Below are 13,537 nucleotides of genomic sequence, written 5' to 3'. Positions count from 1 at the left end.
CATGGTCACCCACCTCGCCTTCTGGGGCCTCGCGGTCATCGCGGTGCTCGCCGGGGTCGCCGTCTTCGTCGTCAACTCGATGGCCCGGGCCAGCTACTCCCTGGCGCTGTCCTTCATCGCGGTCGGTCTCCAGGTGCTCCTGCTACAGCAGCTCTACGTCGGCGTGCTGGTCATTCTGATGATGGTGATGGAGATGGCGATCATGGCCGTCTACATGAACATGTTCATGGGAATGAATCCGGCGATGATGTCGATGAACATGGTCCACGGTGCTCGCCATGCCCTACCGGTGTCGGTTGGGGTCTTTCTGCTCCTGGCCGCCGGGGCGCTGTTCGCGCCGTGGCCGAGCCGTCGCGGCAGCCCGCCGGCGGATGTCACCGCCGCCCTCGGCGTGGAGCTGATGGGTCCGAAGATGTTGGCCATGGCTGTGGTGGGTGTGGTCATGGCGGCCACCATCGTCAGTGGGATCGTCCTGGCCGCGCACCGCACCCGCTACGACCGGTTCGGGGACGACCTCCGCCGCCGTCGGCCGGCCGATCCGCAGCCGGGGGGAGTTCGACGGTGACGGTACGGACCGTGCTGCTGGTGGCTGCGGCCCTGATCTCCGTGGGCTTGTACGGCGCCCTGTCCCAACAGGTCGTGGTGATGGTGATGATGGGCCTGGAGCTGATGCTCAACGGCCTGATCCTGGCCGTGGCCGGGCTCTGGTGGTTCTGCGCCCCCGACCCGTCCGGGCAGGTGCTGCTCCTGGTCATCCTCGCGGCGATGACGGTGGAGATGGCGATGGGCTTCGCCGTCGCCACTTCGCTGCACCGCGTACGGCGGTCGGATCTGACCGACACGGCCGCGGACCTGTCCGGATGACCACGCTCGGGACCGCAGCCTTGTGGGCGGTGGTCGGCCTGCCCGCCACCGCCGGCGCCGCGCTGGTCGTCGCCCGGCCCAGGGACCGGGTCGCGGTGCGGGTCGCGTTGGCGGTCGCGGCCACCGCCGTGCTGCTGTCCGCAGTGGTCGCCGTCGCCCGGCCGACGGTGGCGGTGCCGTTCCTGGCCGGTGCGGACCTCGTCCTGACGGTGGATGGGTTGGCCGCGCTGGTCCTGCCGACGGTGCTGGTGGTGACGCTACTGGTCTTGGTGGCCGCCGTCGGCGAGGCACTCACCCCGGCGGCGCGGTTCCACGGCCTGATGCTCTTGTTCGCCGCCGCGGCCGCGCTTACCGTCACGGCGGGCACCCTGCCGACGTTGCTCTTCGCCTGGGAGCTGATGGGCGCCGCGTCGTACGCGTTGATCGGGTTTTGGTGGTGGGACGAGGGCCGAGTCACCGCCGGCTTCACCGCATTTGTCACTACCCGGACTGCGGACCTCGGCCTCTACCTGGCGGCCGGGGCGGCTCTGGCCGGCGGCGCGGGCCTGGCGCTGACGGACCTCGCCGCCAGCAGCCCGGGGTGGCGACACGTCCTGGCGGCCGGAGTTCTTGTCGCGGCGCTCGGCAAGGCCGCGCAGCTACCGTTCTCCTTCTGGCTGTCCCGGGCGATGGCCGGGCCGAGCCCGGTCAGCGCGCTGCTGCACTCCGCGGCGATGGTGGCGATGGGCGGCTACCTGCTCCTGCGGACGCAGCCGCTGCTGGCCGCCACCGGCTGGGCCCCGTCGGCGGCCATGTGGGTCGGCGCGGGGACCGCGCTGCTGCTCGGCGCGGTCGCGCTTACCCAGCCTGACCTCAAGCAACTCCTCGCCGCCTCCACCTGCGCGCAACTCGGGTTCGTGGTGTTGGCCGCCGGGGCCGGCGCGGTGGCGGGTGGGGCCGCGCATCTGGTGGCGCACGCCGCGGTCAAGGCGCTGTTGTTCCTCGCCGCCGGGGCGTGGCTTGCCGCGCTGGGCACCAAACAGCTCGCTGGTCTGGCCGGGGTGAGCCGGCGGTGGTCGCTGGTCGGCTGGTCGGCCACGGTCGCGCTGCTCGCGTTGGCCGGGATCGCGCCGCTGTCGCTCTGGGCGACCAAGGACGCCATCCTCGCTGCCGTCCGCGAAGAGTCACCGGTGCTGTACGCGGTCGGCCTCGCGGCCGCAGCGCTCTCCGCCGCCTACGCGGGGAGGGTTCTCGTCGTGATCTGGCGGCGGGTCCCCGCTGACCAGCAGGGCGCGGTGGACGCGTACCGGGACCAGGAGGAGACCGGCACCGGGCGGATTCCCCTCGCCGGGTGGTTGCCGCTGCTGGTGTTGGCGGTCGCCGCCGTGGGTGCCGGGTTGCTGGCGTTGCCACCGACCGGCGCCGTGGTCGCCCACGCCGTTGGTCAGCCCGGCGGCTACCAGCCGGTTCCGGTATCGGAACTGGTCGCGTCGGCGCTGATCGCCCTGGCGACCCTCGTCGTCGTGGCGCGGTGGCGGGCGCCGGCACCACGCTGGGCGCGGCGATGGCTGGGTCTGCAACAAGCGGCCTCGGCTCTGGTGACGCGTCCGACCCAGGCGCTCGGTGCGGTGGCGGCTCGGTTCGACGACCGGGTGCTGGACCGGGGCGTCGCGCAGGCGGCGCGGGCCACCGCCCTCCTGGCCCAGCGGGCCGCGCACGTCGATCAGCGCCGGATCAACCGGATGGTGGAGGTTGTCGCCGCCGGGCTGCGGCGGCTGGGGCACCTCGCGCGCCGGCCGCAGACCGGGCAACTGCACCAGTACTACCTCCAGGCCGTGGTGGTGCTCGTCGTCGGTGCCGTCGTCCTCGTGGTACTGGGGTAGCCGGATGCTCACAGTGATCGTCTTCCTGCCCCTGCTCGTCGCGGTGCTGCTGGCCGTCGTCCCCGGGTGCGGCGACACCGCCGCGCGGCGGGTCTGGGTGGGTGCGGCGACGGTCGAGCTGGCGCTGGTCGGCGTCGTCTGGGCAGGGTACGAGACTCCGCCGCCGGGACAGCTGGCCTTTGCCGAACGGGCGGCGTGGATTCCCGGGGTGGGCAGCAGCTACCACCTCGGTGTGGACGGGCTCTCCCTGCCCCTGATGGCGATGACCTCGGTGGTCTTCCTCGCCTGCGCCGTGTATGCGCTGCGGGAGCGGCACCGGCCCCGCGTCCAGGCGTCGCTCTTCCTGTTCCTCCAGAGCGTGTGCCTCGGGGTCTTCGCCGCGGCCGACCTGATTCTCTTCTTCGTCTTCTTCGACCTGTCCATCGTCGGGATGTACGCGGTGATCGCCGGCTGGGGGCACGGCGACCGGGCTCGGTCGGCGCTGACGTTCTTTCTCTACACCTTCCTCGGCTCGCTGGCGCTGCTCACCGGGTTCATCGGCCTGTACGCGGCAGCCGACCCGCACACCTTCGACATGCCGACCCTCACCGCGGAGAATCCGCTCGCGGGGCGCCCCCTGGCCGGGGGAGTGGTGCTCGCCGCGATCCTGATCGGCCTGGCGGTGAAGACCCCCACCGTGCCGTTTCACACCTGGTTGCCGCCGGCGCACACCGACGCTCCCGCCGTCGGCTCCGCTGTTCTGGCCGGGGTGCTGTTGAAGCTGGGTACCTACGGCTTCGTGCGGATCGCCGCACCGATGCTGCCCCAGGCGTGGCGGGGTTGGGCGTGGGTCATCGTCGCCGTCGGGGTGGTGTCGGTCCTCTACGGTGCGCTGGTCGCCCTGGCCCAGACCAACCTCAAGCGGATGATCGCCTACACCTCGATCAATCACATGGGTTACGTCGTGCTCGCGGTGGGGGCCGCCGGTCTGGTCAGCGTGGACACCGTCGAACCGCGGGCGGTCGCGGTGACCGGCGCGGTCACCCAGATGGTCAGCCACGGTCTGATCACCTCCGCCCTGTTCCTGCTCGCCGGGGTCCTGTACGAGCGGGCCGGCAGTTACGACCTGCACGCGTATGGCGGTCTCGCCGCCCCCGCACCGGTGTTCGCCGCGTTCTTAGCCGTCGGTGCCTTCGCCTCCCTCGGCCTGCCGGCCTTCTCCGGCTTCATCGCTGAGTTTCAGGTCTTCGCCGGCAGCATCGCCACCGCCCCCGTGACGGCGGTGGCGCTGCTCGGCATCCTCGTCACGGCCGCGTTGTTCCTCCGCGCCGGGCAGGCGTTGCTGACCGGCCCCACCGTCGGCTCTGCGAAGGGCTTCGGTGACCTGCGCGCCACCGAGCTGTGGTCGGTGGGGCCGCTGCTGGCGCTGTCCCTGATCATTGGGGTGCTGCCGCGCCCGTTGCTCGATCTCATCGAGCCCGCTGCCCGTACTGTCGTTGACCTGCTTGGCCGGTGACCGGTGGCGGCGGAGATGATGCGCACCGAGCTGCTGCTGCCGGAGATGCTGCTCGCCGGCGGTGCGCTCGTCGTCCTGCTCGGTGGCTCGTTCACGCCCCGCCACCGGCAGTGGATCCTGCGGGCGGTCGCCGCCACCGTCTGTGTCACGGTGATCATCGCCGCCGCGGTCACGCTCTCCGCTCCGGCCAACACCGCCTTTGCCGGCTCCTACGCGGTCGACACCGGCACCGGCGTCGCCCGGATCCTCGCCGCCGCCGGCTGCCTCCTCGTCCTCGCCCTCGCCGGGGACGAGCTCGCCGGAGAGGCCCGGGAGAGCGACGCCTACGCGCTGCTGCTCTTCGCCACCGCCGGTGCGGTGCTGCTCGCCGGCGCCACCGACCTGCTCGCCCTGGTAGTCGGCTTTCTGCTGGCCAGCATTCCGCTGTACGCGCTGATCGGTCTGGCCGGCACCGGCGCCGGCGCCGAAGCGGTGCTCAAGACGTACCTCCTCGGCGCCCTCTTCGGCATCCTGCTCCTGCTCGGTGTCACGCTGCTCTCCGGGATCACCGGCGCCACGGCCTACGCCGAACTCGCCGCTCGGCTGCCGGCGGCGCCGCGCGTGGTGGTCACCGCCGCCGCCGTCGCGGTGATCGGTGGGTTGATGTTCAAGGCCGGCGGATTCCCCGCGCACTTCTGGGTGCCCGACGCGGCCCAGGGCGGTACGGCCATGGCGGCGACGTTCCTCACCACCGTGCCCAAGATCGGTGCGTTGCTCGCGGTCCACCGGCTCGCCGGGGTCCTCCCCGGCACCTCGAACTGGCCGGCGGTGGTGGCCACGCTGGCCGTGGCGTCCATGCTGCTGGGTAACCTCGCCGCGTACTGGCAGACCGACGTGCGGCGGCTGCTTGGCTGGTCAACGGTGAGTCAGGTCGGCTACCTGCTGGTGCCCGTGGTCGCCACCGGACGCAGCGACCTCGCCCAGCCGTCGTTGTTGGTCTATCTCGCCGGCTACACCGTCACCAACGTCGCCGCCTTCGCGGTCACCGCCGCGCTACCCCGGCACCGCGACCGTACGTCCTGGCGTGGGGTGGCGGCGGCCGCGCCGTGGCTGGCCGCCGCCCTGGTGGTGGCACTGCTCGGTCTGGTCGGCACCCCGCCGACGGCGATCTTCGTCGGGAAGCTGACCGCTGCGAGCGCTGCCTGGGACGGCGGATACGCGGTGCTGGCGGTCGTCGTCTTCGGCAACTCCGCACTCAGCCTCTTCTACTACCTGCGGTGGCTGGTTCCGCTCTATCAGCCCTGGGCGCTCGCCCCGCCCGACCGCCCAGGGCGATGGAGTACGACGGTGGCCGTCGTGGCAGCCGCGCTCAGCCTCGTCGGTGGGGTCGCCGCCGGCCTGGTGTGGCGGGCCGCCGGCGGGTAGCGAGCCGGAGCACGAGGTCAGCGGCGGGGTTCACCGGGCCGCTACCGACCGGTGAGCCGGGGCGTCCGCTTGTCGAGAAAGGCCCGCATCCCCTCCCGTTGGTCGGCGGCACCAAAAGAGAGTAATTTACGTGAGTGAATTTGTAATGTTTTTGGTTATGTCTGTACTGGGTGGCTAGGTCAGGATCCGGGTGCGGGCTCAAGGCGTGCTCTCAGGCGCGGGCTGGCGCTCCGACCGCAGGGTGGTGTCGCGCCGATCGGCGCCAATGAGTCCGGTCGCTACGCCGGAAGCAACACCGCCGCGGTGCGGACCAGGCCGCCGTCAACGGCGAACCGGCCGGACACCGTGGCCGGTGGGGCGTGCACCGTGGCGGCGGCTACCCGTGCGGGGGCGATCCGGGCGGTGAATCGTCCCGCCTCCGGATCCAGCGTCACGGTTGCGTCATGGAAGTCCAACCAGGTGCCGACGACCGGGTGCCAGACCTTGTAGACAGTCTCCTTCGCGCTGAACACCACGGTCGGCCAGGAGACGCCGCTGGGCAGCCGTGGAAACAGCGCCTCCTCCTCCGGCAGGCAGATCGCCCGGACCACCCCCGGGTCCAGCGGCCGGTGCTGCTCGGCGTCGAGGCCGACCGACCGGATCTCGTCGGCCCGGGCCACGGCGGCGGCGCAGTAGCCGCGGGTGTGGGTGATCGCCCCGACCACCCCGGCCGGCCAGACCGGTGCTCGGTTGGCGGCGGTGGGGAGGGCGACCGGCGACCGGCCGAGCGCGGAGATGGCGCGGCGTGCGCAGACGCGGCCAGCGGTGAAGTCACGACGCCGGCCGGCCACAGCTCGGTCGCCGAGGCCCGCCTGCTCCTCGGGCAACAGCACGCCCTCCCAGTCGGGCGGCTCCGCGACCACGACCGCGACGGTGGTAGGCAGCAGGTCACGCATCGATTGCTCCCATGAGGTGTCGCCGACGGAAGGCCCGTGCGGCGCGGTCCAGGGTCTGTGTGACGGCCATGGCTGCCCAAGGTAGCGCACTCGCGGTGCTGCTGCTGGAGCCCGAACTCCGTGCGGAAGCCCCCGCCTCCCGGCCCCGGTCAATGGCGGCTCATCGATCTCGACTGCAACGACCGCCCGGCATGGCGATCGTCGGGAATCTGACCCAACCCGGCCAGTTGTGCCGTCGCTGCAACCTGGTTAAGCTTTTGCTGCGCGCTCCAATCGCCCGCTTCCCCCGTGGCAGGCGATCGGAGCGCGCTTTTCGTTGCAGGGCCCGCACGTGAGCGTGCGGGCCCTGCCGCTATCACGGGTGCCGAGGGCAGGACCGGTCAGATTCAACAGGACGTGTCAGAACCCGCAGGACCGGTCAGATCCACCGGCTGTCCAGCCACATTCGGTTGGACCAGCTGTCGTAGGGAAGCGGCTCGCCGACGAAGATCGGATAGAAGTAGGCGAAGTTGAGCGCCACCAGCAACACGTACCCCCCGGCGATGACGGCGCCGACGAGTAGTCGATCTCCACTGCCCGTTGGTGCGGTCTCCGGCGTGCTCTCCGGACCGGCCGTCGCCGGCGCACCTATGATCACACCCAGCACGTAGGTCACGGCGAGCACCAGGAACGGCAGGGCCGGGGCGGTGTAGAAGGAGAACATGGTGCGCCCACTGTCCGCCGCGTACCAGAACCAGGGCAGCAGGCCGGACGCGACACAGAGCAGGATCGCCCCGGCCCGCCAGTCGCGTCGCGCGAGGCCCAGCCAGGCGAGCGCGGCCAGGGCGGGCAGGAATGACCACCAGAGCAGCGGCGTGCCCAGCAGCAGAACCTCGGTGGCGCAGCTCGCCGCGGCGCAGGGTCCCTCGGACGACCAGTAGAAGGCGACCGGGCGCGCCAGGAGGAGCCACTGCCAGGGCCAGGACTGGTATGTGTGCGCGTCGTCGAGTTGCGCGTGGAAGCCGTACGCGGCCTTGTGGTACTCGATGAGGTTCTGGAGCGCCCCGATGACGGGGGTGTCGCTCAGCGGGGCGTTCGGCCACCGCTGTGCGTCGGGCACCCGGTAATACCCCTCGTCGCCCAGCAGCCACCCAGACCAGGCGGCGAGGTAGGCCACCACCATCAGCAACCCGGCCAGCAGCAGCCAGGGGGTCTCGTCGAGCAGGGTGCGCCGCCACGGCCGGCGTACCCCGGCGGAGCGGCGGGCACCGACCTCCCAGAAGACCACCAGGAGCACGAATGCCGGGAGGAAGTACAGCGCACTCCACTTCACCGCGCAGGCGCAGCCGAACAGCACCCCGGCGGCCAGTCGCCACCACGGCCACCTCCGCCAGCCACCAACTGGTCGGTCGGTGGTTGGCGGGTCGCCCGGGTCCGGCCCGGGGGTGAGGGTCTCCGCCCAGCGCCGGCGCCGGGCGTCGCGGTCGAGAACCAGTGCGCCGAACGACGCCAGCACGAAGAAGAGCAGAAAGATGTCGAGCAGCGCGGTGCGGGACAGCACCAGGTGGAAGCCGTCCAGGGCCAGCAGAAGCCCGGCGGCGCAGCCCAGCACGGTGGAGCCGAACAGCCGGCGCGCGATCCGGACCAGCAGCAGCACCGAGAGGGTGCTGATCAGGGCCGCGGAGAATCGCCAGCCCACCTCGGGAGCGGTGGTGATCAGGTGCCCGGCGGCGTAGACCCCCTGTTCGGTGTCGCTGTAGCCGAAGGCCCACTCGCCGAGCCCGATGAGCCACTTGCCCAGGGGTGGGTGGACCACGTATGACGGGCCGCCGTCCTGGTAGTTCCACTCGACGCCCCGGTCGACCAGTGCCCAGCCGTCGCGGGCGTAGTAGACCTCGTCGAAAATCTTGCCCGGCGGGTTTCCGAGGTTGACGAAGCGCAGGACCGCCGCGATCGTGACGATCACCGCGGTGGCCAGCCAGGACCGCCGGTCGAGCCGGTTGTCAATGGTGGCCAGCCGGCGGCGGACGATGTCGGGAAGGCCCCTGCCGAGGTGGCGGCCCCGGTCCGTCTGCTCGGGCTGCTCCGGCCCGGCCTGGCCGGCGGGGTGCGCTGTTGACGCCTGGGTCACCCCGTGATCGTAGGCTGCGGAGGTGGGCCCGCGCGCACACCGTTTCACGTAAGACTCATAACTGTCGATGAAGGAGCGTCCTTTCGTGGATGCGAAGTCCGATGTCGGACGCCTGGTCCTGCTCGGCGCGCCGCTCGGAAACCCGGCCGACGCCTCCGCCCGGCTCCGCGAGGTGCTCGCCACGGCTGACCTGGTGGCAGCCGAGGACACCCGGCGCCTGGCCCGGTTGGCCCGGGAGCTCGAGGTGACCATTTCTGGGCGGATAGTCTCATATTTTGAGGGGAACGAGGAGCGCCGTACGCCGGAACTTGTCGATGCGCTCCGCGCTGGCCTCGGCGTCGCCCTGATCACCGACGGCGGCATGCCCAGCGTCTCTGACCCGGGCTACCGGCTGGTCCGGGCGGCGGTGGACGCCGGGGTGCCGGTCACCGCCGCTCCCGGCCCCAGCGCGGTCACCACCGCCCTCACCCTCTCCGGGCTGGCCAGTGACCGGTTCTGCTTCGAGGGCTTCCTGCCCCGCAGCCCGGGTTCGCGCCGCGCCCGGCTGACCGCGCTCGCCACCGAGGAACGCACCCTGGTCTTCTTCGAGGCGCCGCACCGGGTCGCCGCGGCCCTCGCCGACCTTGCCGCGGCGTTCGGCGCCCACCGGCCGGCGGCGCTCTGCCGGGAGCTGACCAAGACCTACGAACAGGTGCTTCGTCGTCCGCTCGGTGAGTTGGCGGCCTGGGCCGCCGAGGAACCGGCGCGTGGCGAGATCACGCTGGTGGTGGCGGGCGCCTCGGGTCCAGCCCGGCAACGGCCGGACGACGAGACGTTGCGGGCGGCGGTCGCCGCTCGGGAAGCGGCTGGCCGTTCCCGTCGGGATGCGGTCACCGAGGTCGCCGTCGAGTACGGGCTACGCCGACGTGAGGTCTACGACATCGTCCACCGGTGAGGTGGGGCGAGGAAGTGAAGTGACCAGGGCGGCCCGGGCGGGCCCATCGGTTCGCGGCCCCGCGGCCGGGGTCACTAGGCTTGTTGGCCATGAGTCACGTTCTCGCGGCGGTTGCCTGGCCTTACGCCAACGGCCCGCGCCACATCGGCCACGTCTCCGGCTTCGGCGTTCCCTCCGACGTCTTCGCCCGGTACATGCGGATGGCCGGCCACGACGTGCTCATGGTCTCTGGCACCGACGAACACGGCACGCCGATCCAGGTGCAGGCCGACGCGGAGGGGGTCACCCCCCGCGAGTTGGCCGACCGCTACAACCGGGTGATCGTGGCGGACCTGCACGGGCTCGGGCTCTCCTACGACCTGTTCACCCGCACCACCACCGGCAACCACTACGCCGTGGTGCAGGAGCTGTTCGAGGGGATGTACCGCAACGGCTACATCGTGCCGAAGACCACCATGGGCGCCATCTCCCCGTCCACCGGTCGGACCCTGCCCGATCGCTACATCGAGGGCACCTGCCCGATCTGCGGCTACGAGAGCGCCCGCGGCGACCAGTGCGACAGCTGCGGCAACCAGCTCGACCCGATCGACCTGCGCAACCCGAAGTCGAAGATCAACGGAGAGACGCCGAAGTTCGTCGAGACCGAACACTTCTTCCTCGACCTACCGGCGCTCGCCGACGTCCTGGGGCAGTGGTTGGACACACGGGAGGGCTGGCGGCCGAACGTGCTGCGCTTCTCCAAGAACCTGTTGGACGATCTCCAGCCCCGGGCGATCACCCGGGACCTGGAGTGGGGGGTGCCGGTCCCGCTCGACGGCTGGCGGGAGCGTGGCGACAAGCGCATCTACGTGTGGTTCGACGCGGTGATCGGCTACCTCTCCGCCTCGATCGAGTGGGCCCGCCGCTCCGGTGATCCAGCGGCGTGGCGCCGGTGGTGGTCGGCGGACGGGCCGGGCAAGGACGCCCCCAGCCACTACTTCATGGGCAAGGACAACATCGTCTTCCACTCGGTGATCTGGCCGGCGCTGCTCGCCGGCTACTCCGGCGAAGGCTCCCACGACGGGCAGCCGGGCGAGCTGGGTCGGCTGAACCTGCCCACCGAGGTGGTCTCCAGCGAGTTCCTGACCATGGAGGGGCGCAAGTTCTCCTCGTCCCGACGCGTGGTCATCTACGTCCGTGACTTCCTGGAGCGCTACGACGCCGACGCGTTGCGCTACTTCATCGCGGTGGCCGGGCCGGAGAGCAACGACACCGACTTCACCTGGGCGGAGTTCCTCCGCCGCAACAACGACGAGCTGGTCGCCGGCTGGGGCAACCTGGTCAACCGCTCCATCTCGATGGCCGCGAAGAACTTCGGCGTGATCCCGCCGGTCGACCCGGCCGGGCTCACCGAGGCCGACGAGGGGCTGCTCGCGGTGGCCCGGGCCGGCTTCGCCACGGTCGGCGAGCTGATCGGCCGGCACCGGCAGAAACAGGCGATCGGCGAGGCGATGAAGGTGGTCGCCGAGGCCAACCGCTACCTCTCCGAGCAGGCACCGTGGAAGCTCAAGGGCGAGGCGGACCGGCCGCGGATGGGCACCGTCCTGCACGTCGCCCTCCAGGTGGTCAGCGACGCGAACACACTGCTCACCCCCTTCCTGCCGCACTCCGCGCAGAAGATCCACCAGCTGCTCGGCGGCACCGGGGTGCACGCACCGATGCCGGTGATCGAGGAGGTTGAGGACCTCGACGGCGGGCCGGCCTACCCGGTGCTGACCGGCGACTACACGGTCGGCGCCCGGTGGGAGTCGGTGCCGTTGGAGGTGGGGCGGGCACTCGACCCGCCCACGCCGGTGTTCCGCAAGCTCGACCCGTCGATCGTGGATGAGGAGCTGGCCCGCCTGGCGGGCTGAGGCACACCCCGCGGGGGCGTACCCGGTGTGTGATGCTTGCGTCGATGACCGAGCAGACCGAATCCCGTAAGCAGCGCGCGGCCCGGCGGGCCGGGGAGTTTCCGCCGGCGCCCGCGCCGCTGCCGCAACCGGTGCCAGACAGCCACACCCACCTCGACATCACGATCAGCGAGGCCGGGGTCCCGCCGCGCCCTACGCCGACCGCGCCGGGCTACGGTGTGGGCGCCGACGGCGGCCCGGCCGCCGAGCCGATCCACACCGCCGTCGACCCCCGTTCCGCCGTTGACCCGATCCAGGCCGCGGTCGAGGCGGCTGCGGAGGTCGGGGTGGACCGGTTGGTCCAGGTGGGGGTTGACGTCGACTCGTCCCGGTGGGGGGCGGAGGTGGCCCAGCGCTCCCCGGCGGTCGTCGCCACCGTCGCGCTGCACCCCAACGAGGCGCCCCGGCTGGCGGAGCTGGACGAGGCGCTGCGGGTCGTCGAGTCGCTGGCCGGCCAGGACCGGGTACGGGGTGTCGGCGAGACCGGAATGGACTTCTTCCGTACCGGTGAGCAGGGGCGCGCCGCGCAGGAGCTGAGCTTCCGGGCGCACATCGACATCGCCAAGCGGTACGGCCGCACGCTGGTGGTCCACGACCGGGAGGCGCACGACGACGTGTTGCGGATCCTGGACGACGAGGGCGCTCCGGAGACGGTGGTGATGCACTGCTTCTCGGGCGACGCCGAGTTCGCCCGCGCCTGCGTGCGCCGCGGCTACCTGCTCAGCTTCGCCGGCACCGTCACCTTCAGCAGCGCCGCGGCACTGCGCGAGGCCGCTGCGGTGACCCCGCTGGATCACCTTCTCGTGGAGACGGACGCGCCGTATCTCACTCCGGTGCCGCACCGGGGTCGGCCCAACGCGTCGTACCTGATCCCGCTCACCGTCCGCACGCTCGCCGTCACCACCGGCAGCGACCTGGACGAGCTCTGTGCGGCCCTCTCCCGTACCGGCGAGCGGGCCTTCGGCCCCTGGTGACGGTGGGGCTGGCGGGAATCTGCCGGGAGACGGCGGGCCCCTGCCCGGGGCACCCCGGCGCCCACCTACGCTAGCGGGCGTGACCGGTCTCCTCGGCCCGGCGGAGATCCGGGACCTCGCCGCCCGCCTCGGCGTCGCCCCCACCAAGCGACTCGGCCAGAACTTCGTCCATGACCCCAACACGGTGCGGCGGATCGTCACCACCGCCGGCCTGACCGCCGACGACGTGGTGCTGGAGGTCGGGCCGGGTCTCGGTTCGCTGACTCTCGCGCTGCTGCCGGCCGCCGCGCACGTGCACGCCGTCGAGATCGACCCGGTCCTCGCCGCCGCCCTACCGGAGACCGCCGCCCGGCACGCCGGTCCCGCCGCCGGCCGGCTCTCCGTGCACCGCGCCGACGCGCTTCGAGTCACCGCCGAGCAGCTCGCCGATCCCGCGCCGACCGCGTTGGTCGCCAACCTGCCGTACAACGTCGCCGTGCCGGTGGTGCTGCACCTGCTCGCCGAGGTGCCGACGCTGCGGCACGGCCTGGTCATGGTGCAGAAGGAGGTCGCCGATCGGCTCGTCGCCGGTCCCGGTTCCCGGGTGTACGGCGTGCCGTCGGTCAAACTCGCCTGGTACGCCCACGTCCACGCGGCCGGGAAGGTGCCGCCAAACGTGTTCTGGCCGGTGCCGAACGTCGACTCCGGGCTGGTCGCCTTCACCCGTCGGGAACCACCGGGCGTGGGTGGTTCCCGGGAGCGGGTCTTCGCGGTGGTGGATGCCGCGTTCGCCCAGCGTCGCAAAACCCTTCGGGCGGCCCTGGCCGGCTGGGCCGGCGGCGTGGACCGGGCCGCCGCGGTGCTCACCGCCGCCGGAGTGGATCCCGGCGCCCGCGGGGAGGCGCTCCCGGTCGAGCAGTTCGCCGCTATCGCCGCGTCGGCCCTGGCCGCCTCCGACCGGGCAGTAGGCTGACGCCGTGCCCGCCGAGGAAGTACGAAATGCCACGCCGCTGCCCCTGCCCGTCGCGCCCGGGACGGGCAGCCGGGAC

The 13,537-nt window shown here is 71.9% G+C and carries 11 protein-coding genes; 9 read left to right on the top strand and 2 right to left on the bottom strand.

What is annotated here, in order from left to right:
• The first annotated feature begins 1 nt into the window (after nt 1).
• Genes SALPAC6_RS0115420 through SALPAC6_RS0115400 form a run of 5 tightly spaced genes read left to right on the top strand, consistent with a single transcriptional unit; the run spans nt 2 to nt 5,625 of the window.
• Nucleotides 2-565, top strand: coding sequence for an NADH:ubiquinone oxidoreductase subunit 6 (chain J) (locus SALPAC6_RS0115420; protein ID WP_018254292.1), 564 nt, complete (start codon nt 2-4; stop codon nt 563-565).
• Complete coding sequence (locus SALPAC6_RS0115415; protein WP_018254291.1) at nt 562-864, top strand: NADH-quinone oxidoreductase subunit NuoK; 303 nt, start codon at nt 562-564, stop codon at nt 862-864. The genes SALPAC6_RS0115420 and SALPAC6_RS0115415 overlap by 4 nt, the downstream gene beginning before the upstream one ends.
• On the top strand, nt 861-2,726 hold the full coding sequence (locus SALPAC6_RS0115410) for a proton-conducting transporter transmembrane domain-containing protein (protein WP_018254290.1): 1,866 nt from the start codon (nt 861-863) through the stop codon (nt 2,724-2,726). Before SALPAC6_RS0115415 ends, SALPAC6_RS0115410 begins: the two co-directional genes overlap by 4 nt.
• Nucleotides 2,727-2,730: 4 nt before the next feature.
• A complete protein-coding gene (locus SALPAC6_RS0115405; protein WP_026189709.1) occupies nt 2,731-4,221 on the top strand; it encodes a complex I subunit 4 family protein in 1,491 nt (496 codons plus the stop codon).
• A gap of 3 nt (nt 4,222-4,224) precedes the next feature.
• On the top strand, nt 4,225-5,625 hold the full coding sequence (locus SALPAC6_RS0115400; RefSeq protein WP_018254288.1) for an NADH-quinone oxidoreductase subunit N: 1,401 nt from the start codon (nt 4,225-4,227) through the stop codon (nt 5,623-5,625).
• Nucleotides 5,626-5,903: 278 nt separating this feature from the next.
• Here SALPAC6_RS0115400 and SALPAC6_RS0115395 read toward each other — a convergent pair whose 3' ends face one another.
• A complete protein-coding gene (locus tag SALPAC6_RS0115395; protein WP_018254287.1) occupies nt 5,904-6,560 on the bottom strand; it encodes a 4'-phosphopantetheinyl transferase family protein in 657 nt (218 codons plus the stop codon).
• Nucleotides 6,561-6,978: 418 nt separating this feature from the next.
• Nucleotides 6,979-8,670: a dolichyl-phosphate-mannose--protein mannosyltransferase gene (locus tag SALPAC6_RS0115390; RefSeq protein WP_018254286.1), complete on the bottom strand. Its 1,692-nt coding sequence runs from the start codon at nt 8,668-8,670 to the stop codon at nt 6,979-6,981.
• 85 nt (nt 8,671-8,755) lie between these two features.
• Here SALPAC6_RS0115390 and rsmI point away from each other — a divergent pair, with 85 nt between their 5' ends.
• The 4 genes from rsmI (at nt 8,756) to rsmA (ending at nt 13,461) form a co-directional block, all read left to right on the top strand.
• Complete coding sequence (gene rsmI, locus SALPAC6_RS0115385; protein WP_018254285.1) at nt 8,756-9,604, top strand: 16S rRNA (cytidine(1402)-2'-O)-methyltransferase; 849 nt, start codon at nt 8,756-8,758, stop codon at nt 9,602-9,604.
• An 89-nt stretch (nt 9,605-9,693) separates the two neighbouring features.
• Nucleotides 9,694-11,496 carry a methionine--tRNA ligase gene (metG, locus tag SALPAC6_RS0115380; RefSeq protein ID WP_018254284.1) on the top strand — a complete coding sequence of 601 codons (1,803 nt, stop codon included), beginning with the start codon at nt 9,694-9,696 and terminating at the stop codon, nt 11,494-11,496.
• Between the two features lie 32 nt (nt 11,497-11,528).
• Entirely contained in the window at nt 11,529-12,509 is a 981-nt protein-coding gene (locus SALPAC6_RS0115375) for a TatD family hydrolase (protein WP_018254283.1), read from the top strand.
• 79 nt (nt 12,510-12,588) lie between these two features.
• A complete protein-coding gene (rsmA, locus tag SALPAC6_RS0115370) occupies nt 12,589-13,461 on the top strand; it encodes a 16S rRNA (adenine(1518)-N(6)/adenine(1519)-N(6))-dimethyltransferase RsmA (protein WP_018254282.1) in 873 nt (290 codons plus the stop codon).
• Nucleotides 13,462-13,537: the final 76 nt, after the last annotated feature.

The sequence above is a fragment of the Salinispora mooreana genome (assembly GCF_000379065.1).
Classification (GTDB): domain Bacteria; phylum Actinomycetota; class Actinomycetes; order Mycobacteriales; family Micromonosporaceae; genus Micromonospora; species Micromonospora mooreana.
Note: the sequence above shows the minus strand (reverse complement) of the source record. Positions and strands in the feature narration are given on the sequence as shown.